Source organism: Pseudomonas sp. MWU13-2862, from assembly GCF_023242495.1.
Classification (GTDB): domain Bacteria; phylum Pseudomonadota; class Gammaproteobacteria; order Pseudomonadales; family Pseudomonadaceae; genus Aquipseudomonas; species Aquipseudomonas gingeri_D.
Genome location: NZ_JALMEZ010000013.1, coordinates 170,958 through 191,750 on the forward strand (window position 1 = coordinate 170,958; position 20,793 = coordinate 191,750).

The 20,793-nt window shown below is 61.2% G+C and carries 19 protein-coding genes; 13 read left to right on the forward strand and 6 right to left on the reverse strand.

What is annotated here, in order from left to right; all coding sequences use genetic code 11:
- Positions 1-4 precede the first annotated feature (4 nt).
- The 9 genes from M5C56_RS23050 (at position 5) to M5C56_RS23090 (ending at position 8,812) form a co-directional block, all read left to right on the forward strand.
- Positions 5-373 carry a response regulator gene (locus M5C56_RS23050; protein WP_103498642.1) on the forward strand — a complete coding sequence of 123 codons (369 nt, stop codon included), beginning with the start codon at positions 5-7 and terminating at the stop codon, positions 371-373.
- A 31-nt stretch (positions 374-404) separates the two neighbouring features.
- Positions 405-722, forward strand: coding sequence for an STAS domain-containing protein (locus tag M5C56_RS23055; RefSeq protein WP_103498643.1), 318 nt, complete (start codon positions 405-407; stop codon positions 720-722).
- A 16-nt stretch (positions 723-738) separates the two neighbouring features.
- Positions 739-2,880 carry a chemotaxis protein CheA gene (locus M5C56_RS23060; RefSeq protein ID WP_103498644.1) on the forward strand — a complete coding sequence of 714 codons (2,142 nt, stop codon included), beginning with the start codon at positions 739-741 and terminating at the stop codon, positions 2,878-2,880.
- Between the two features lie 23 nt (positions 2,881-2,903).
- Entirely contained in the window at positions 2,904-5,306 is a 2,403-nt protein-coding gene (locus M5C56_RS23065; RefSeq protein WP_103498645.1) for a methyl-accepting chemotaxis protein, read from the forward strand.
- Positions 5,307-5,309: 3 nt separating this feature from the next.
- Entirely contained in the window at positions 5,310-5,819 is a 510-nt protein-coding gene (locus M5C56_RS23070; protein WP_103498646.1) for a chemotaxis protein CheW, read from the forward strand.
- Positions 5,820-5,909: 90 nt separating this feature from the next.
- A complete protein-coding gene (locus tag M5C56_RS23075) occupies positions 5,910-6,437 on the forward strand; it encodes a chemotaxis protein CheW (RefSeq protein WP_103498647.1) in 528 nt (175 codons plus the stop codon).
- Positions 6,434-7,237 (forward strand): protein-glutamate O-methyltransferase, encoded by an 804-nt coding sequence (locus M5C56_RS23080; protein ID WP_103498648.1) that lies wholly within the window; start codon positions 6,434-6,436, stop codon positions 7,235-7,237. The genes M5C56_RS23075 and M5C56_RS23080 overlap by 4 nt, the downstream gene beginning before the upstream one ends.
- Positions 7,238-7,250: 13 nt before the next feature.
- A complete protein-coding gene (locus M5C56_RS23085; protein ID WP_247263329.1) occupies positions 7,251-7,751 on the forward strand; it encodes a chemotaxis protein CheD in 501 nt (166 codons plus the stop codon).
- Complete coding sequence (locus M5C56_RS23090) at positions 7,748-8,812, forward strand: chemotaxis response regulator protein-glutamate methylesterase (protein ID WP_103498650.1); 1,065 nt, start codon at positions 7,748-7,750, stop codon at positions 8,810-8,812. The genes M5C56_RS23085 and M5C56_RS23090 overlap by 4 nt, the downstream gene beginning before the upstream one ends.
- A gap of 16 nt (positions 8,813-8,828) precedes the next feature.
- Here the strand turns inward: M5C56_RS23090 and M5C56_RS23095 are convergent, their stop codons facing one another.
- Together M5C56_RS23095 and M5C56_RS23100 are read right to left on the reverse strand one after the other, a co-directional pair.
- Positions 8,829-9,458, reverse strand: a complete 630-nt coding sequence (locus M5C56_RS23095; protein ID WP_103498651.1) for a response regulator transcription factor — start codon at positions 9,456-9,458, stop codon at positions 8,829-8,831.
- Positions 9,455-12,199, reverse strand: a complete 2,745-nt coding sequence (locus M5C56_RS23100) for a PAS domain S-box protein (protein WP_103498652.1) — start codon at positions 12,197-12,199, stop codon at positions 9,455-9,457. Before M5C56_RS23100 ends, M5C56_RS23095 begins: the two co-directional genes overlap by 4 nt.
- Before the next feature lie 345 nt (positions 12,200-12,544).
- Between M5C56_RS23100 and M5C56_RS23105 the strand changes: the two genes are divergently transcribed.
- Together M5C56_RS23105 and M5C56_RS23110 are read left to right on the forward strand one after the other, a co-directional pair.
- Positions 12,545-13,597 carry an HD domain-containing phosphohydrolase gene (locus M5C56_RS23105; protein ID WP_103498653.1) on the forward strand — a complete coding sequence of 351 codons (1,053 nt, stop codon included), beginning with the start codon at positions 12,545-12,547 and terminating at the stop codon, positions 13,595-13,597.
- A gap of 111 nt (positions 13,598-13,708) precedes the next feature.
- Entirely contained in the window at positions 13,709-15,679 is a 1,971-nt protein-coding gene (locus tag M5C56_RS23110; protein ID WP_103498654.1) for an EAL domain-containing protein, read from the forward strand.
- Between the two features lie 44 nt (positions 15,680-15,723).
- Here M5C56_RS23110 and M5C56_RS23115 read toward each other — a convergent pair whose 3' ends face one another.
- Together M5C56_RS23115 and coaA are read right to left on the reverse strand one after the other, a co-directional pair.
- Positions 15,724-15,969 (reverse strand): co-regulatory protein PtrA N-terminal domain-containing protein, encoded by a 246-nt coding sequence (locus M5C56_RS23115; RefSeq protein ID WP_103498655.1) that lies wholly within the window; start codon positions 15,967-15,969, stop codon positions 15,724-15,726.
- Positions 15,970-16,124: 155 nt separating this feature from the next.
- Positions 16,125-17,051: a type I pantothenate kinase gene (gene coaA, locus M5C56_RS23120; protein WP_103498656.1), complete on the reverse strand. Its 927-nt coding sequence runs from the start codon at positions 17,049-17,051 to the stop codon at positions 16,125-16,127.
- A 244-nt stretch (positions 17,052-17,295) separates the two neighbouring features.
- Between coaA and nadA the strand changes: the two genes are divergently transcribed.
- Positions 17,296-18,354, forward strand: a complete 1,059-nt coding sequence (gene nadA / locus M5C56_RS23125; protein ID WP_103498657.1) for a quinolinate synthase NadA — start codon at positions 17,296-17,298, stop codon at positions 18,352-18,354.
- A gap of 139 nt (positions 18,355-18,493) precedes the next feature.
- On the opposite strand, the gene M5C56_RS23130 is transcribed toward nadA, so the two are convergent.
- Positions 18,494-19,927, reverse strand: a complete 1,434-nt coding sequence (locus tag M5C56_RS23130) for a M48 family metalloprotease (RefSeq protein ID WP_103498658.1) — start codon at positions 19,925-19,927, stop codon at positions 18,494-18,496.
- A gap of 128 nt (positions 19,928-20,055) precedes the next feature.
- Between M5C56_RS23130 and M5C56_RS23135 the strand changes: the two genes are divergently transcribed.
- Complete coding sequence (locus M5C56_RS23135) at positions 20,056-20,295, forward strand: sulfurtransferase TusA family protein (RefSeq protein WP_103498659.1); 240 nt, start codon at positions 20,056-20,058, stop codon at positions 20,293-20,295.
- Positions 20,296-20,309: 14 nt separating this feature from the next.
- On the opposite strand, the gene M5C56_RS23140 is transcribed toward M5C56_RS23135, so the two are convergent.
- Positions 20,310-20,783, reverse strand: coding sequence for a peroxiredoxin (locus tag M5C56_RS23140; RefSeq protein ID WP_103498660.1), 474 nt, complete (start codon positions 20,781-20,783; stop codon positions 20,310-20,312).
- Positions 20,784-20,793: the final 10 nt, after the last annotated feature.

A 20,793-nucleotide genomic window follows, 5' to 3' on the forward strand; every position in this document is an offset into this window, starting at 1 on the left:
CCCCATGAGCAAAACCATTTTGATCGTCGATGACTCTGCCTCCATTCGCCAGGTGGTCAGCATCACCCTGAAAGGCGCTGGTTACGAAGTGATCGAGGGCTGCGATGGCAGAGATGCCCTGAGCAAGCTCGACGGTCGCAAGATTCATCTGATCGTCAGCGACCTGAATATGCCGAACATGGACGGCCTCAGCTTCATCAAGGCCGCCAAGCAACTGCCGGCCTACAAGTTCACACCGGTGATCATGCTTACCACCGAAGCGGCCGAGTCGATGAAACAGCAGGGCCAGGCCATCGGCGCGAAGGCCTGGATGGTCAAGCCCTTCCAGCCGGCCCAGATGCTCAGTGCCGTATCCAAATTGATCATGTCGTAGCCGTCCAGGGCCCCCTGGAAAGGAGATTGTCATGCCACACACCGTGCCTTGCCTGCGTCGGATCCTGGTCCTTGAGGGACCGCTGACCATCTACACCGCGACCGAGCGCCGGGACCTGCTGCTGGAGTTGTTTCCCCTTGCCGAAGAGGTGGAAATGGACCTGGGCAGTGTCGACGAACTGGACACCGCCGGGCTGCAATTGCTGGTGCTGGCCAAGCAGGAGTCGATCCGCCAGGGCCGCACCCTGATCCTGAGCAATCACAGCGCAGCGGTACTCCAGGCCTTCGATTTGAGCGGATTGCATCGCTATTTCGATGAGGCGGGTGCAACTGCCGCCCAGAGGGGCTGACGTCATGAGCACGCCGATGAACCTGGACGATGTGCTGCAGACCTTTATTGCCGAAAGCCAGGAGCTGCTGTTGCTGATGGAGGACGCACTGCTGCGGATCGAGCAGGTCCCCGATGACGTCGACACGATTAACGCGCTGTTTCGCGTGGCCCACACCATCAAGGGGTCCGCCGGTCTGTTCGGCCTGACCCCTATCGTCGCCTTCACCCATGTGGCGGAAAGCGTGCTGGACCGGGTGCGCGGTAATGAACTGCGGGTGGACGAGGCACTCAGTGCGTTGTTCCTGCAGGTTCGTGATCATCTGGGCGAACTGATCGAGCTGCTGGCCCGCCATGGCGATCTGCAAGGTATGACCGCCGATCACGAACGGCAGGGCAGTGCCCTGGTGGCGCTGCTCAATGGTTATCTGGAGCCGTCTCTTGAGTCGGAACAAGGGGCGGTCATGGTCATACCCGCGAGCGATTCGACGGGAGGCTTGCGTCATTGGCACTTGTCACTGCGTTTCGGTAGCGATGTGCTGCGCAATGGCATGGATCCCTTGTCCTTTCTGCGCTACCTCAAGAGCTTCGGGCAGATCACCCAGGTTGTCTGCATGACCGAGGGCCTGCCGGAGGTGGCGGCGATGGACCCTGAGAGTTGCTACCTGGGTTTCGAGCTGGGGTTTGTCAGTGAAGCCGATCAGGCGACCATCGAAAGCGCTTTCGAGTTCGTTCGCGAAGACAGCCAGATCTGCGTGCTGCCGCCGGAGCGCCAACCGGCGGATTTCCAGGCGCTGATCGAGCGTCTGGGCAGCGATCCGCAGGCTTTGCTGGAGGTGTTCATCGCTTGTGGTTCGCTGACCCGCGAAGACTGGCAGGCGGCGACTCAGGTGCCGTCCGCGACGTTCATGGCAGCCCCCGAGGTCGTGCCTGACCAGCCTCTGCCTCAAGGCGACGGTCTGTCCAGAAGCAAGCCGACCAGGGAGGCACGCTCGGTCGAGGGCAACCTGATTCGCGTCGATGCCGGCAAGCTGGACCAGTTGATCAACCTGGTGGGCGAACTGATCATCGCCGGTGCCGGTGCCAATCTGGTGGCGGCGCGCACGGGCATCGGCGAGATGATCGAGGCCGCCAGTTCACTCTCGCGCCTTGTCGAGGAAGTGCGCGACAGCGCCCTGACCCTGCGCATGGTGCAGATCGGCGCCACCTTCAACCGCTTCCAGCGGGTGGTTCGTGATGTCTCCAAGGAGCTGGGCAAAGACATCGTCCTTGAGGTCAATGGTGCGGAAACCGAACTGGACAAGACCGTGGTCGAGCGCATTGGCGACCCCTTGACCCACCTGGTGCGCAACGCCATGGATCACGGCATCGAAGCCGTGCAACTGCGCCGTGACCGGGGCAAGCCTGCCCAGGGCAGCGTTCGACTCAACGCCTATCACGAGGCCAGCAGCATCGTCATCGAAGTCTGCGACGACGGCGGCGGCCTGAACAAGCAACGGATCCTGAACAAGGCCCGGGAGCGGGGGCTGCTGGCCGAAGGGCAGGTGCTGGCGGACAAGGACATTCTCAATCTGATTTTCGAGCCCGGCTTCTCCACCGCCGAACAGGTCAGCAGCCTGTCCGGGCGGGGCGTGGGCATGGACGTGGTGAAGCGCAATATCACGGCGCTGCGGGGCAGCGTCAACCTGGAAAGCGAGGAGGGTGTCGGCACCACGGTGCGTATTCGCCTGCCGCTAACCCTGGCGATCATCGATGGCTTTCTCATCGGGGTTGGCAAGGCCTCTTATGTGGTGCCCCTGGACATGGTCGAGGAGTGCATCGAGCTCAACGCCGATGATTGCAACAATCAAGACTATCTGGACCTCCGGGGCTCGGTGTTGCCGGTCTTGCGTCTGCGGGACATGTTTGCCATCGACGAGCCGAACCCGGGCCGTGAAAACATCGTGGTGGTGCATTACGCCGGCGTTCGGGTCGGGCTGGTGGTTGATCAGTTGCTGGGAGAGTTCCAGACCGTGATCAAGCCGCTGGGCAAATTGTTCGGCACGGCCCATGGATTGGGAGGTTTCACGATCCTGGGGAGCGGCGCGGTGGCGCTGATCCTGGATATTCCCAACCTGCTCGGGCAGGTCGCCAGCCAGCAGAAACACGGCGCGACCCTCAGCCCTGAACTGACTCAATAGTCTTTCCCTTGGAGTACAGCCTCATGACCGTCAAAAAGAATATCTCGCTGTTGGTCGCCTCCGCCCTGCTGGGTATCCTGATCCTGGGCGGGGTCAGTCTCTATCTGATGGGCGGGGTCAGAACCATGGCCAGCTATGCCCAGGTCAATACGGTGCCGAGCATTGTCCTGTTGGACCAGGTGGCCGAGACCCTGGCCGATAGCCATGTTCATCAGTGGCAGAACCTTTCCACGCCGCTCGACAGTCGCTTGTCGTGGGTCGACAAGACCCAGGTGTCGGTGACCCAGGCGCTGGATCGTTATCAGAAGGAGTTGATCTCCGATGATCACGACGCAGCGTTGCTCAATAGCCTTCGAGCCCGCCTTGATGAGTACAACCGTGGCCTGGAGCGTTTTGATAGCTTGCTCAAAAATGGCGATCAAGCCGCCGCGCGCGGTCTGCTGCTCGACAGCCAGGCGGCACAAGACAAAGTCACGGCAGCCTTGAGCGATATGCGCCAGTACAACCTGGAGCTGGGCAGCAAAGCGGCGTTGGCCGCGACCGGGACCGAGCAGACCGCGTTCTACATCGTTTGCCTGGTGGGTGGCGTGACCTTGTTGATCACTATCCTGTTGGGCTTTTTCCTGGCGCGTAACCTGTTGCGCTCCCTGGGCGGTGAGCCGGATGAAGTCCGGATTCTGAGCGAGCGCCTGGTGGCCGGCCAGTTGGATGCCGTGGTCAGCGGTAATGGCGCCGTGAAGTCCGGCCTGCTGGGTTCCATGCAGCAACTGGGCGGTACCCTGAACCAACTGATCACAGAAATGAACCACATGTCCGCCGAGCACGATAAAGGCGATATCGAGGTGCATATCGAGGCTGGCCGCTTCGCCGGAAGCTACGGGCAGATGGCCCAAGGGATCAATGCGATGGTCAATGGCCATATCAGCGTGAAGAAACAGGCCATGGCCTGCATCAAGTCGATCAGCGAGGGCGACCTGGGGGCGCCGTTGCAGGCCTTCCCTGGGAAGAAAGCCTTTATCAACGTCACCATCGAACATCTGCGCAGCACGATCATGACCTTGATCGAAGAGATGAACCGGATGTCGGACCAGCACGAGAAAGGTGACATCGATGTACAGATCGATGCGCAGAAATTCCAGGGTTCATACCGTCAGATCGCCCAGGGCATCAACGACATGGTCAACGGCCATATCAGCGTGAAGAAACAAGCCATGGCCTGTATCCGTGCGTTCGGCGAAGGCGACCTGTCGGCTCCCCTGGCCCGTTTCCCCGGCAAGAAATCCTTCATCAATGACAACATCGAACAGCTGCGCAGCAATATCCAGGCGCTGGTCGAAGACACCCGCCGGCTGAGCGAGGATGCCGTGGTCGGCAAGCTCGACACCCGCGCCGACAGCACGCGTCATCAAGGTGATTTCCGCCGCATCGTCGAGGGGATCAACAGCACACTGGACTCTATTGTCGCCCCCCTCAGCGAGGCGATGGAAGTCATGGCGGCGTTGTCCAGCGGCGACCTGACCCGCAGCGTCAAGGGACACTACCAGGGCAGCCTGCAAGATTTGAAAAACTCGGTCAATGAAACGGTGGGCAAGCTCTCGCAGATCATCGGTGAAGTGCGCAGTTCCGCCGACTCGCTGTCCAGTGCTTCGGAAGAGATTTCCGCCACCGCGCAAAGCATCAGCCAGTCGGCGTCGATGCAGGCCGCTTCGGTCGAGGAAACCTCGGCGTCGCTGGAGCAGATGTCGGCATCGATTGCCCAGAACACCGAGAACGCCAAGGTCACCGACGGCATGGCGGGCAAGGCCACCAAGGAGGCCAGCGAAGGCGGGCAGGCGGTGAAAGACACGGTTTCGGCGATGAAAACCATTGCCGAGAAGATCGGTATCGTCGACTCGATTGCCTATCAGACCAACTTGCTGGCGCTCAACGCGGCGATCGAAGCGGCCCGTGCCGGTGAGCATGGCAAGGGCTTTGCGGTGGTGGCAGCGGAAGTCCGCAAGCTGGCGGAACGAAGCCAGATCGCGGCCCAGGAGATCGGCCAGGTGGCAAAAAACAGCGTCGCCCTGGCGGAGCGCGCAGGCAGCCTGCTGGATGAAATCGTGCCTTCGATCACCAAGACCTCCGACCTGGTCCAGGAAATTGCCGCCGCGTCCGAAGAGCAATCCATCGGCTCCGAACAGATCAACGGGGCGATGTCGCAGATGAGCCAGATTACCCAGCAGAATGCCTCGGCCTCCGAGGAACTGGCCGCCACAGCGGAGGAAATGAGCAGCCAGGCCGAGCAGTTGCAGGAACTGATGGGCTTTTTCACCCTGCAGGGCGGGGCGGCGGTCGCCCCCGCGCTGCGTGTGGCCCCTTCCAGCCAGCGGGGCATGCAGGACCGCGAGCATGCCCATGAGGGCGGCTTCATTCGCTTCGGGAGTTAAGTCATGAACACAGCCGCCAGCGTCCTCGAACCTGAGGCGCAGAACCCGGGAGAGAGCGAGCCCTCACAGTTCCTGACGTTCACCTCGGCCAGGGAGGCCTACGCCATCGATACCTTGTGCGTGCGCGAGATCATCGAGTACGGCCAGGTCACCCAGGTACCGATGATGCCGGACTTTATCCGCGGGGTGATCAACCTGCGGGGTGCGGTGGTACCGGTGATTGATCTGCAGGCGCGTTTCAGCAGAGGCATCACGCGACCGGGCAGCCGTACCTGCATCGTGATCCTTGAGGTGTTGCAGGACGGCGACTCGCAGGTGCTGGGTATTGTCGTCGACTCGGTCAGCGAGGTGATCGAGATCGACCTGGCCGACATCAAGCCGGCCCCGGTGATCGGCAATCGGATCCGTGGAGATTTCATCCGCGGCATGGTCCGGGTCCGGGGGGAGTTCCTGACCTTGCTGCAGGTCGACCAGGTGCTCTGCGTCAGTGAGATCGCCGGTCAACTGCACTGAACGCTGTCGATCCGGCGCCGGGCAAGCGGGTGCCGCTGTCCAATCTTGATAAGGGACCGGCCGTTCAAGGGCGGTCCCCGGGAGTGAGCCATGTCTGAATCCATTTCGCCTTTGCGGCAACCACAGGACGCCGTGCCAACCCAGTACCTGACGTTCAGCCTGGGTCAGGAGATGTTTGCCGTCGGCACCTTGAGTGTCCGGGAGATCGTCGAATATGGCCCGATTACTGCGCTGCCACTGGCACCGCCGAGCATTCGCGGAGTCACCAACCTGCGTGGCGCGGCGATTCCGGTGCTGGACCTGGGGCTGCGTTTCGGCGGCAGCCTGACGCAGCAGAGTGCCCGCACCTGCATCGTCATGTTGGAAACCCGCGGGGCGGACGGTTCCGGTCTGGTGGGCATCATTGTCGACGCGGTCAGCGAGGTGCTGGAGATCGCCCGGGATCAGATCGAGCCCGCGCCAGCCCTTAATGGGCGCCTGAGCCCGGCCTTCATACTGGGTATTGGCAAGCTCAATGGCGGCTTCGTCCTGTTGCTGGACATCGAGCAGATTCTTGGCGCGGACGACTGGTCGGCTTTGCAGTCCCAGAGTGCCCTGACACAAGGACTGGCCTCATGAATGTGATTCTTTCAGACAATGAGTTCCAACAATTTCGCACGATGATCCGCGAGATCGCCGGCATCAGCATGTCCGACGCGAAGAAGCAGTTGATCAGCGGTCGCCTGGCCAAGCGCCTGCAGTATTTCAAGCTGACCAACTATGGCAGTTATTATCGCCTGCTGACCAAAGACAAGGTCGAACTGCAGATGGCCGTGGATCTGTTGACCACCAACGAAACCTATTTTTTCCGTGAGCCCAGGCACTTCGAATTCCTCAAGGACGTCATTCTCCCCGAATTGCGGGGTCATGCTCCGGTGCGGATCTGGAGTGGTGCCTGCTCCACTGGCGAGGAGCCTTACACCCTGGCCATGGTCCTGGCCGACAGCCTGGGGTCGCGGCCGTGGGCGATTCTCGCCTCGGATATCAGCACGCGTGTGCTCGACAAGGCCCGCACCGGGCGTTATCCGCTGGATGCCACCAAGGGCATCCCCGAAGCGCTGCTGAACAAGTACTGCCTCAGGGGCGTCGGCAGTAATTCCGGCATTTTCATGGTGGATCCGGCGTTGGCGTCGCGTATCGATTTCACCGCGCTCAACCTGAACACCTCGCTGCCCGCGGTGGGGCAGTTCGATGTGATTTTCCTGCGCAACGTGATGATCTATTTCGACAACCAGACCAAGTCCCAGGTGGTGCAGCGTCTGCTCAAGCACCTCAAGCCTGGTGGTTACTTCGTCATTAGCCATTCGGAGAGCCTGAATGGAATTACCGATGATGTGCAGTTGGTCAAACCATCCATCTACCGCAAGCCCGCGGCCTGATGCGCCCGAGGTGGTGGAGCACTTCCTGCAGCCCGGTGAAGTGGTGTTCGGTGGCCGGCAGTTACGGCTGCGTACCTTGTTGGGCTCCTGCGTGGCCCTGGTGCTGTGGCATCCGCAACGCTTGCTGGGGGGGATGTGTCATTACATGTTGCCTTTGCGACGCGGGCGGGATGCCGGTGACTTGAACGGGCGTTACGCGACCGATGCGCTGGCGCTGCTGTTGACCTTCATTCGTCAAGCCGAGGCGCGGCCCGAAGAGTTCGTCATCAGCGTCTTTGGTGGTGGCGACATGTTTCCCAGTGTCCGACGCCACGACGGTGTAGGCATCGGCGAGCTGAATGTGAATGCCGCCCGGCGGTTGATCAAGGCTCATGGCCTGCGCTGCGAGGTGTATCACGTGGGTGGCCAGGGCTATCGCAGCCTGGTGTTCGATGTGGCCAACGGTCGCTTGCAACTCAACCATACGGACTCGGCCCCAGGTCAGGTCGGGCCCCCGAGGAGTCGTGCAAGATGACGGATATCAAGGTATTGATTGTCGACGACTCGGCGGTGGTGCGTCAGGTATTGAGCGCGACCCTGGGCCAGGCCAGCGGGATCGAAGTCATCGGTGTTGCCGCTGATCCGCTGTTCGCCATGGAGAAGATGAGCAGGCAGTGGCCGGATGTGATCGTGCTGGATGTGGAGATGCCGCGCATGGACGGCATCACGTTCCTGAAAAAGCTGATGGCTGAACATCCGACACCGGTGGTGATCTGTTCGACCCTGACCGAGAAGGGCGCCAAGACCACCTTGCAGGCCCTGGCGGCGGGAGCAGTGAGTATTGTCACCAAGCCCCAGTCCAACCTGCGTCAGTTCCTGAACGACAGCACCGATGAGCTGATACATGCGGTCAAGGCCGCGGCCAAGGCCAATCTGAAGCGGGTCCTGGCTCCTGAGGTTCTGCCCAGGCTCACTGCCGACGCGATCCTGCCGGCGGGTAGCACAGCCATGGCACGCACGACCGAGAACATTGTCGCCCTGGGCACTTCCACTGGCGGTACCCAGGCCCTGGAGCAGGTGCTCCGAGTGTTGCCCCGGGTCTGCCCGGGCATTGTCATTGTCCAGCACATGCCGGAAAAATTTACCGCGGCCTTTGCCGAACGTCTCAACCAGGTCTGCGAGATCGAAGTCCGCGAGGCCCGCCACGGCGACCGGGTGATGCCGGGACGTGCATTGATCGCCCCAGGGGGCAGCCATATGTTGGTCAAGCGCAACGGCGCGCAGTATCAGGTGGATATCGTCGACGGTCCTCCCGTCAGTCGGCACCGGCCCTCGGTCGATGTGCTGTTCCGTTCGGTCGCTCGGGGCGCGGGCAGCAATGCCCTGGGAATCATCATGACCGGTATGGGCGATGATGGCGCCCGGGGTTTGAAGGAAATGCGCGATGCCGGCGCCAGGACCCTCGGGCAGGATGAACCGTCGTGCGTGGTTTATGGGATGCCGCGGGAGGCGCTCAAGCTGGGGGCGGTCGAGCGGGAGTTGCCGCTGGAGCAGATCGCCGGGGCGATCCTCGGCATCTGCGGGCACGTCCGCTGAGGGCCGCGGGGTCGGTTCAGACCAGCCCCTGGCTCAGGGCGTAACGCACCAGGTCGGTGCTGGTGGTGAAACACATCTTCTCCATCAACCGGGTCTTGTGGGTGCTTACGGTCTTGTTGCTGATCACCAGCTGTTCGGCAATCTGATTGACGCTCAGGCCCTGTGCCAGCATGCGCAGGATCTGGAATTCCCGTGTCGAAAGCGTTTGTGACGGGCTTTCAGGCGACAGGCCGCTGCTTTGCAGGGCGATCTGTTCCGCCAGTTCCGGGTCAAGGTAGCGGCCACCGCCGCTGACCTTGCGGATGGCGGCCAGCAGGGTCTCCGGATCGTGGTCCTTGGTCATGTAGCCCGAGGCCCCGGCGCGCAGTGCACGCTGGGCGATGTGGGCTTCGTTGTGCATGCTCAGGATCAGTATCGGCAGTTTGGGATAGTGGGCGTGGATACGTCCGATCAGATCCTCGCCGCTGCTTCCGGGCATGGTCATGTCGAGCAGCAACAGGTCGATCTCGGTGTGGCGCAGCAGGTCGAGGACCTGGGCACCGTTTTCCGCTTCGGCCACCACGCAAAAATCCTTGACAAGGGCGAACAGCTGCTTGAGGCCTTCGCGCATTATTCTGTGGTCGTCGGCTACCATCAATCGGATCATGATTCGTGGGTCCTTGAGTCGGGTACCTTCAGCTGTACGGTGGTGCCGCCGCCGATTTTGCTGGAAATATGGGTGGTGCCACCCAGGGTCAGGCCGCGTTCGCGCATGCCCAGCAGTCCGAGGGTTTTGCCGGAGAGCCCACGTTGCTCGAAACCCTTGCCGTTGTCGGTGATCTCCAGCGACCAGCCACTGGTGGTTTTTTCGAGGCTCACCGTGACTCGGGTCGCTTGGGCGTGGCGGGCAATGTTGGTCAGCGATTCCTGGGCGATCCGAAAGGCCGCGGTGGCAGCGGCATCCTCCAGTTGCATCGGTTGCCGGGGGAGTTGCAGGTCGCAGGCAATGCCCCATTGTTGCCTGAACGTGTCGGTCAGCCACTCCAGGGCGGCCACCAGCCCCATGTTGAGGATCGACGGACGCAGGCTGGTGGAGATGTTCCTCACCACCTGGACCGTCTGATCGATCAGTTGCAGCAGGCGCGTGACTTGCTCACTGAGCATCGGCACTTGTTCGCCGTACTGAAAGCGCAACAGCGAAGTGCCCATGCGGATTGCCGTCAGGTGCTGCCCCAATTCATCATGAATTTCCTGGGCAATCAGCTTGCGCTCCTCTTCCCGGGCACTTTCGCGGCTGGACATCAGTTGCCGGAGTTGATTGTTCAGCGCGGCCAGGCGTCGCTCGGCCACTCGTAGTTTGGAGATATCACGGACCACGGCCAGTACGGTGCTGATGCGCCCCTGGACGTCCTGTTCCGGAACCAGACTGATGTGGTAGACCCGTTGCAGGCGTTGGCGACCGTTGAGCAGATACTCATACTCCATAGGCTGGCCGCTTTCCACCGCTTCGATCAGCGTGTCCTGGAGCAGTTGGCTTTGCAGGTTGCGTGGCAGTATTTGCAGCAGGCGTTTGTGCAGTAATCCGGCCTTTGGTCGGTCAAGCCATCTTTCCAGCGCCGGGTTGATGAACAGCACTTTCCCCGACGGACTCAGGCGAGCGATACCGTCGGGGGAGTTTTCCACCAGGGTGCCGATTTCCTGTTGGCGGGCTCGTTCATTGCGCTGGATTTCCTTCAGGTCGGTGATATTTCGCGCAATGCATACCATGCGGTGCGGACGGCCGCTGGCATCGGCGATCGGCACCAGGTTGAAATGGATAATCAACGACCGTTCGCCACAGGGCAGGTGGGCATCGAGCTCGATGGGGGCACCGACGGCGATGCAGTGTTGGCAAATGGCGTCGACCACTTGCGCGGCCTCACTCGGCAACCAATGTTCCAGGGGTTGCCCTATGAGGTCCCCATGGCTTCTGGCGAGCATCTGGCAGAGTATCGGATTGGCCTCCAGGCAACTGAGCCGCTGGTTGGCATCGATGGACAGCAGGCAGAGCATGTCCTGGGTGTGATCGAAGACTTCGCGATAACGGCGTTCGCTTTGCGCAAGGTTGTCCAGGGCCGAACAACGCTCCCAGGCAATGGAACCTATGTGGCTGGCCATCTGCGCGTACTTGCGCTCTTGTTCAGGGAGGGGATGTTCGCCGTTGGTAAACAGCAGGATGACCCCAAGTGTCTGGCCCGCGCTGTTGACTACCGGTTCCAGCCAGCAGCCCCGATATCCGGCCAGCAGGGCCGGCGCGCTGAAACTCAGGTGCGTGGCGTCGGCCCTCAGGTCATCGATCAGCCGGCGTTGCTCAAAGAATCCCGGGAAACGGTTCAGGTCGGCGACCAGGCAGGCCTGGAGCGACTGCGGGACCACGGCTGGCGGGGCCAGGTTGTCGCCGTCTGGCTCTGTCTTGAAGGCGATTGCATTGCGAAAGTCCGGCGCCAGTACTTCCAGGTAGGTACTCAACAGTGGCAGCACGGTACGCAACGCACCGTCGGTGATCATCACCTGGAAAATCGCCGATCGGGCATTCTCCGCACGTTCCTGTTGCCGCAAGGAGCTCACATTCTGGGCCATGACCAGGATCCCGGAGATCTCTGCGTTTTCATCATGCTCCGTCGTCAGGTTGCACAGGAATGCCACGGAGTACCCGGAGTAGGGATCCTTGCTTTCCAGCAACCGTGTGGCCGGGATGCCGGTGGACAGGGTGTGTTGCAGATGTGCGCGAAACTCCTCGTCGATCGGTTGCGTGTGGGAGCCTTGTGACGCTGTGCGTTCGATGCCGGGAACATCGGGAAAGCCCCGGGTGCGTTCGAACTCGGGGTTGACGTAGATGCGTTGTCCAAGCCGGTTGTAGCGCAGGATGATATTGGGCGAGTTTTGTGCCAGGGAGCGGTACTTCTGTTCGTTGCTCAACAGGGCCTGGCGCAAGGCCAGGTGTTCGCTGATGTCCTCGAGTTGTGACACGAAGTAAAGGGCTTCGCCTTTCTGGTTACGGGCAACGCCGATGGTCAAGCGCGCCCACAGCGCGCTGCCGTCCTTGCGCAGGTAACGTTTTTCAAAAGTGACGCTTGAACACTGGCCCTGGATCAGCCTGGGTATTTCGTCCCGGCCAGCCTGAAGGTCGTCCGGGTGGGTCAGTTGCTGGAACGAGGTACCGCGCAGCTCTTCTTCGGTGTAGCCGAGCATCCGGCAGAGCATCGGGTTCGCGGCAATCCATTCGCCGCTCAGGCGTAGCAAGGCCAGGCCGGTGCCGGCGGAATCGAAGGCGAGGCGATAGTCTTGCTCGGCGGGGCCCAGCGGTAATCCTTCGGTTTTGTCAGGGCCTTGCGTGGGAGCGAGCTCTGCAGTAACGGCTGAGTCCATTCGCCTTTCTCCCGGTTATTTTGCCTGGAGCATAGCGCAAGCGCCCAGCGGTATGCACACCTGTTCGGTCTGGGGCGTGAGGTCGTTGATCCGTATCGGCAAGCAGGCCGATTGCGTCATGGCCCCCTTGCCGACGGAAGGACGTTTGGCCGCTTAGACAAACGTCTAAGGTATGAGCAGGGTGATATCAATGTGATGCTATGTTGTTGGCTCCACGCCGTCGAATATCTCGATGAAGGCCGCCCCGTTTTGGAGGATCAGCCCGCGCAGGTGGACCTGGTGTGCTTTTGTCGGTATCGGCAGCACCCGTTCCGACGGGACACTGGCCATGGGAGTGACGGATTTATGTTTTCCAAAGTCAATACTGAAAGTGAAATCGTCATTATCGATGATGTTTCGCTCAACCACCGGTTGTTGGAATCGTGTTTGCGGGCCTATGGGCTTCGCAACATCAGAACGTTTTCCGACTCCGCCGAAGGGCTGACCTGGCTCCAGTCCAACCCCTGGGACTTGTTGTTGCTGGACCTGTATATGCCGGCGCCCGATGGTTTCGAGATTCTTGATCGCCTCAAACAGCGCAGCCGGACCGAATCGCCGATCATTATCGTGACGGCCCTGAACGATCCGCAAAACCGGCGCAAAGGCTTGGAGATGGGCGCCAACGACTTCGTCTGCAAACCCATCGATCTGCCCGAGGTGCTGTTGCGAGTGCGCAGTTGCCTGGAGCTGGCCCAGGCCACCCGGTTGTTGCGCGAGGCCAATGTCGAACTGGAGCGCAAGGTCGAACGACGTACGGCCCAATTGGAGGCCAGCTACCAGGCGATCGCCAACAGTCTGGGTCGTGCTGCCAGTTATCGGGGCAACGATACGCTCAACCATGTCCGTCGCATCGGCGATTGCGCAGCCCTGTTGGCCAAGGCGGTCGGTATGTCCAGGCAATGGTGCGAGCTGATCCGTCTGGCGGCACCGATGCATGATGTCGGGAATATCGGCATAGAAGACGCGATATTGCGCAAGCCCGGGGTGCTGACGGCGCGGGAACGGGAAATCATGCAGGACCATCCGCGCATCGGTTATGAAGTCCTGCGCGACAACAACGGTTCCCCGGTCACCGACCTGGCGGCGGAGATTGCCCTGGCGCATCACGAGCGGTGGGATGGCACCGGTTATCCCAACCGGTTGCAAGGCGAGGCGATTCCTTTGTCAGCCCGGATCACGGCGATCTGTGATGTCTATGAAGCGCTCAGAATGCCACGTCCCTACAGGGAGGCGTGGAGCGCCGAGCGCTCGCAGGAATATCTTTGTGAACAGGCCGGCCGGCACTTTGATCCGCAGCTGGTGGATATTTTCTGCGGTCTGCTGGATGAGATCGAGGCTGAGCGACTACGCTCGCTCTAAAGAAAGTAATAGCGACGCCGACAATAATATTGACCCATATTGGCTTTGGGTCGGCTACCTGAAAGGGACGAGCGCTGCACGCCTTCACTGCGCAGACAGAGAGGCATTCCTATGATAATAAAGCTCCTGGCTACCCTGCGGACCCTCATGTCCGTGCCCCATGACAACCCCAAGCTGCTGCGGGCTCAGTACGTGGCCTTGTCGCGCCAGCTGCCGCTGATGTATCTGGTCTTGCTGCTCAATATGTGGGCGCTGGCCATCACTCACCTGACCACCGCCCCGTTGTGGCTGACATTCGTCATTCCGCTGGCCATGACGGTGGTCTGTTTGGCGCGCGCCTGCATGTGGTTGCGTAGCGCCGGGCGCTTGCCGGCCGATGTGCAGATCCTCGCCTCACTGCGGCGAACCAACCAGTTGGTGCCCTTTATCGCGGGCGCCTTCACATCCTGGTCCCTGGCCCTGTATCCCTACGGCGACGCCTATTCACAGTCACAAATCGCCTTTTTCATGGGCATTACGGTGATCGTCTGCATTTTCTGCATGATGCACCTGCGACCCGCGGCGCTGACCGCCACATTGGTGGTCAACGTCGCTTTCGTGGTCTTTTTCTCCTCTACCCACAACCCGGCCTTTATTGCCACGGCGGTGAATGTCCTGCTGGTGTCCCTGGCGATGCTGATCATCCTGCAGCATCACTACCATGACTTCACCCGGTTGGTGAATGTGCAGGCGCAGACCGAACAGCTGAGCAACGAGAACCTGCGACTGGCCAATCAGGACAGTCTGACCGGGCTGCCCAATCGGAGGCAGTTCTTCAGCACCCTGGAGAGCGCCATGCACCTGGCAATCACCAAGAAAAGGCGCCTCGCGGTAGGGATCCTCGATCTCGATGGATTCAAGCCGGTGAACGATCTCTACGGCCACAGCGTCGGTGACAAGATTCTGGTCATGGTCGGTCTGCGCTTGCGGCAATTGGCCGATGCAACGGTGCATGTGGCACGGTTGGGTGGGGATGAGTTTGCCCTGGTGCTCGAAGGCGATCTCAGTGACGAGGATTTGCAGGTGTTCGGCAAGACGGTGTGCGAGCGGTTGCACGTCGAGTTTCTGCTGGTCGATGTGCCGATCCAGATCGGCGCTACCCTGGGCATTGCCACATTTCCCGAGGGCGCGGCGAGTGCCATACAGCTTTTCGAATATGCCGACTATGCACTCTACCAGGGCAAGCGCCATAACCCGGGTTCGATGTGCCTGTTCTCGGCCAGCCATCGCGAGCAGTTGCACCGTGACGCCATCACCGAGCAGGCGCTGCGCAGGGCGGTGCTGGACAAGGAGTTTTTCGTGCTGTTCCAGCCGATTCTCGATTGCCGCAGCCGTGAGACGGTTGCCTTCGAGGCTTTGGCCCGCTGGAACAGCCCGGAGTTGGGCCTGGTATCCCCGGCGCAGTTCATCCCCATTGCCGAGCGCATCGGCCTGATCAATCGCCTCACGCTGCCGTTGTTGCGGCAGGCGCTGGGTATGGCGCGGTTCTGGCCTGAAGGCATACGGCTTTCATTCAATCTGTCGGTCCACGACTGCGGTTCCCACGACAATGTGCAGTCGATCATCGACGTGATCACGGTCAGTGGCTTCAATCCGGCGTATCTGGATCTGGAAATCACCGAAACCGTCGTCATGCAGGATATCCCTCAGGTGCAATCGGCGATCGGACGGTTTCGTCAATTGGGCTGCGGTATCTCGCTGGATGATTTCGGCACGGGGTATTCAAGCCTGAGCCAGCTGCATGCCCTGGCGCTGACGAAACTCAAGATCGATCGCAGCTTCGTTGCCGATATTCACATCAAGCCCGCGAGCTACAAAATCGTCAAGTCACTGCTGGCCTTGAGCCTCGACATGGAGTTGGAATGCGTGGTCGAGGGGATCGAGACCCAGGAGGAACTCCAGGCCCTGTGCAGCCTGGGGTGCATGCAGGTGCAGGGGTTTCTTTTCAGCCGTCCGGTGGCTTTCGCCGACACCCTGGACTGGTTGGCGCAGGCTGAGGTGCGGCGGCAATGGGCGGCCGGACAGGTGCTGGATTCAGCATGAGCGGATCTTCGACGGCGTATTGTCACGTGCCCACGGGCGTCTGTTCAGGGCTGGTCCACAGACCTTTCTTCGGCAGGCGCGGAGCCTGCTATCCGAGCCGCCAGGCGAGCTTTGGCGGCTTGTTGGGCGGTGACAATCGCCTTGGCATCTTCACGTTCGAGGAAGCGCGCCATCGACTCGTCGCGCTGGGCTTGCATGCGTGCAGTCACCCGCGAACTACCGCCTTCGGCGAATGCCGAGACCGGGACGCTCAACAAGGTGACGCTCAACAATGCGCTGAGGAGCTTCATGGGAACTCTGCATGAGTGATGGGGAGTATGAACAGGGTAGTGGCCGCGCAGCGCTCGTGGTCTGAGCGCTGATGGATCGGCCTGCTCCCTGCGATCTGAATTATATGACAGGTTACTGCCAGTTTTCGAAGGGTCAATGCGTCAGCGTAGCACCCTCAGCGTAACCAGATCTCACTGACTGAGTGGTCAGACGCCTTGCGCAACACCAGGTCGGCGCGTTCGCGGGTCGGCAGGATATTTTCCAGCAGATTGACGCGGTTGATGTCCCGCCAGATCTGGCGCGCGGCTTCGGGGGCTTCCTCGGGCGTCAGGTCGGCCAGTTTGCGGAAATAGGCACCGCGGGCGCGGAACGAGGTCTTCTGCAGCATCAGGAACCGCGCCACGTACCAGTGCTCGATATCTTGTTCATCGGCATCCAGGTACACCGAGAAATCGAAGAAGTCGGAGACGATGGTCGAGGGTTTCAGCCCGTCGACGCCATCGGTTTGCAGCACGTTGAGGCCTTCGAAGATCAGGATGTCCGGCTGGTCGATCACCTGGAACTGGTCGGGCACGATGTCGTAGCTGACATGGGAGTAGATCGGCGCCTCGATATTGTGCTCGCCGGCTTTCACCGCTGCCAGGAACTTGACCATGTGCTTGCGATCGTAGCTTTCTGGAAAACCCTTGCGGTGCATGATGCCATCGGCCACCAGCTTGCTGTTGGGGTAGAGGAAGCCGTCGGTGGTGACCAGGGCGACGTTGGGGTGATCCGGCCAGCGCGCCATCACCGCCTGCAGCACGCGGGCAAAGGTGCTCTTGCCGACCGCGACGCTGCCGGCGATGGCAATGATGTAAGGACCACGGTGGGTCGGGCGGCTGAGAAAGGTATCGCGGATGCCTGTCAGTTGGCGGGCGGCGCCAATGTGCAGGTTGATCAGCCGCGACAGGGGCAGATAGACATCGGCGACATCTTCCAGGGAGACGTCTTCGTTCACGCCGCGTAATGCCGACAGGTCTTCTTCCGAGAGGGTCAACGGCGTGCTGGCACGCAGTTCCGCCCACTCGTTGCGGGTCATTACGAGGTACTCATCGGATCTCATCGGTTGCCATCCAGGCCTCTTCAATGGGCGGATTATCCAACGCTTTGCCCCCACTTGTCCGAAGATCAGAATAATCTTTTGAATTCATTGGATATTCTGTAGCCTTGCGGCGCTGCAAAGCAGTCCATGCCTGATGGATTCACTCTCCCGGTCCATACGTTGCACCTAATATCCCGTCTCGGAAAGGGACGGGGGCCGGGGTATACTCGACTTTCGCGCTCTCGCGCTTGCAGGTCTTGCGAACATGACGCAGATTTCCGAACGCCTTCTGGTTCAAGCCCACCTTGATGCCAAGCAACCCAAACCCCTGAGTGCCGCCGAAGAGGCGCAGTTGCGGGCCGATATCGCCGCCGAGCTCAAGGCCCGGGATGCGGTGCTGGTGGCTCACTTCTATTGCGATCCGGTGATCCAGGCGCTGGCCGAGGAGACCGGCGGCTGTGTCTCCGACTCCCTGGAAATGGCCCGTTTCGGCGCCGCCCATCCGGCCAAGACCGTGCTGGTGGCGGGTGTGCGCTTCATGGGCGAAACCGCCAAGATCCTCACCCCGGAAAAACGCATCCTGATGCCGACCCTGGAAGCGACCTGCTCGCTGGACCTGGGATGCCCGGTGGACGAGTTTTCCGCGTTCTGCGACCAGCATCCCGAGCGCACGGTGGTGGTCTATGCCAACACCTCGGCGGCGGTGAAGGCACGGGCCGACTGGGTGGTGACCTCCAGTTGCGCGCTGGATATCGTCGAAAGCCTGATGGACAACGGCGAAACCATCATCTGGGCGCCGGACAAGCACCTGGGGCGTTATATCCAGAAGGAAACCGGCGCCGATATGTTGCTCTGGGACGGCGCCTGCATCGTTCACGAGGAGTTCAAGTCCAAGCAGTTGGAGGACATGAAGGCGCTGTATCCCGAGGCGGCGATCCTGGTGCACCCCGAATCGCCGGAGTCGGTGATCGAACTGGCCGATGCGGTGGGTTCCACCAGCCAGTTGATCGCGGCGGCGCAGCGTCTGCCGAACAAGACCTTTATCGTGGCCACCGACCGCGGCATTTTCTACAAAATGCAGCAGTTGTGCCCGGACAAGGTCTTTATCGAGGCGCCGACCGCCGGTAATGGCGCGGCGTGCCGCAGTTGCGCGCATTGCCCGTGGATGGCGATGAATACCCTGGAGCGCACCTTGCAGTGCCTGCGCGAGGGCAGCAATGAGATCTTCGTCGACCCGGCGGTGATTCCCCGCGCGGTTCGCCCGCTCAAGCGCATGCTGGATTTCACCCAGGCGGCGCGGATGAAACTGGCGGGGAATGCCTGAGAGGCATTTGGCGACGGCTCACCCCTGTAGGAGCGAGCTTGCTCGCGATGGACGTCAACGATAACGCAGGGCACCTGATACCCCGCAGTGCCTGGGTTACCATCGCGAGCAAGCTCGCTCCTACAGGGGGCGGATGTTGTCAGCCGCCCATCAAGTCCTTGACCATGCGCTCCTGATCAATCAACTCCTTCTGGCGCGCATCGATGCGTGAAGCCAGTTGGAAGTTCGGCGCGCGGCGCTTGGCGAAGTCCAGCTGCTGGATCGCCTGCTTGAAGTCGCCGACCAAGGCAAAATACTCGGCTCGCGCCTGGTGCAGGCCGATGATATTGCCGGACTGGCCACGGGTTTCGGCGAGCTGATACCAGACATCCGGATCGTCCTGGCGAGTCTTCAACAGGTCGTCCAGGCCCTTTTCCGCCTCGGTCGGACGATTCTGCTTGATCAGCAGGTCGATGCGTTCCTGCTTCAGCGGGTAGCTGGCGGGATATTGCAGCAGCATCTTGTCGGTCCGTTGCAGGGCTTCGGGGAACCGGCTGGCCGCCGTGTCCAGGTCGATCTGGGCCAGGTTGTAGGTGATGTCGTTGGGTGACTTGTCCAGCAGTGGCTTGAGGGTCGCCCGGGCCTCGTTCAACTGCGTACCTTTGATCTGTGCGATAGCCAGGCCATAACGCGCCACGTCGGACTTGGGATTCTCGTCCAGTTGCGCACGGAAGCGCTTGGCCGCCAACCCTGGCGAGTCTTCGTAGGACAGTATCACCCTGGCCCGAATCAACTGATAACGCAGGCTGTCCTCGATACCGCCGGGCTTGGATTGCTCGGCGCGGTTGCGGGTGTCGGCGATCCGTGACTCGGTGACCGGGTGGGTCAGCAGGAATTCCGGTGGCTTGGCGTCGAAGCGGTAGATGCGCATCAGGCGCTCGAACATGGTCGGCATCGAGCGTGGGTCGTAACCGGCTTTTTCCAGGGTGAGGATGCCGATGCGGTCGGCTTCCTGTTCGTTCTGACGGGAGAAACGCTGTTTTTCCTGGAACGCCGCGGCCTGGGTGCCGGCAATGGTGGCAATACCGGCATCACCGCCGCCCGCCGCCGCGATGACGATCCCGGTCAGCAGTGCCGCCATCATCGGCAATTGCATGCGTTGCTGGGCTTCCACGCCCCGGGCGAAGTGGCGTTGTGACAAGTGCGCCAGTTCGTGGGCCAGTACCGCGGCGTATTCGCCCTCGGTCTGGGCGTTGAGGAACAGGCCGCCGTTGATCCCGACAATCCCGCCGGGCGCGGCGAAGGCGTTGAGCTGGTTGCTGTCGATCAGGATGAACACCAGGCGATGGTCCTGGACCTGGCTGCTTTCCGCCAGTTTATAGACGGTGGTCTCGACGTAATCCTTGAGCTGCGGGTCATTGAGTAGCTTGACCTCGCTGCGCAGCAGGCTCAGCCAGGCACGGCCCAGCTGGAATTCCTGTTGCGGGGAGACAATGGCGGAACTGGCGTCGCCGAGTGACGGCAGGTCGTCGGCGAAGCCTGGAGAGGCGAGCAGGCAAGCGAGCGTCAACAGGGTGGGGCGCAGAAAGGTCATGCACAGGGCTCTGAGTCGGCAAAGTCCTTACTGTAGCCGGACACCGGGCCTGCGACCAGAGCTGCTTCCACTTGGGGTATCCTAGGCGCTTCGAACCGACCATCCGGCAGCGCGCCAGGAGTGAAGCAATGACCGAAGTTGTAGAGCACGATGCCGAGCTGGACGCCAGTGGCCTGAACTGCCCGCTGCCGTTGCTCAAGGCCAAGCTGGAACTCAATCGCCTGGCCAGTGGCGCGGTGCTCAAGGTCATTGCCACCGACGCCGGATCGCAGCGCGATTTTCGGACTTTCGCCAGGCTTGCCGGACATATCCTGATTCATGAAGAGGAAGCGTCCGGCGTTTATCGTTACTGGTTGCGCAAGGCCTGACGCAGCGCGTCGGCTCAGGCCTTGTTCAGCGCCTGGGCTGCCGCCAGTACCGCGTCGACGTGGCCCGGAACCTTCACGCCGCGCCATTCCTGACGCAACACACCGTTTGCATCGATCAGGAAAGTGCTGCGGTCCACGCCCAGGTATTCCTTGCCGTAGAGCTTCTTCAATTTGATCACGTCGAACAGCTGGCAGACGGCTTCGTCCTTGTCGCTGATCAGTTCGAAGGGGAATTCCTGCTTGCCCTTGAAGTTCTCGTGGGACTTCAGGCCGTCGCGGGATACGCCGAAGACTTCGGTGTTGGCGGCCTGGAAGGCGCCGTACTGGTCACGAAAGCCCTGGCCCTCGGTGGTGCAACCCGGGGTGCTGTCCTTGGGGTAGAAATAGATCACCACCTGCTTGCCCTTGAGGTCGGCGAGGCTGACGGTCTGCCCGCTGGTGGCCTGGGCCTGGAAATCGGCGACGGGTTGATCGAGAACGACGGCCATGGGGGTTTCC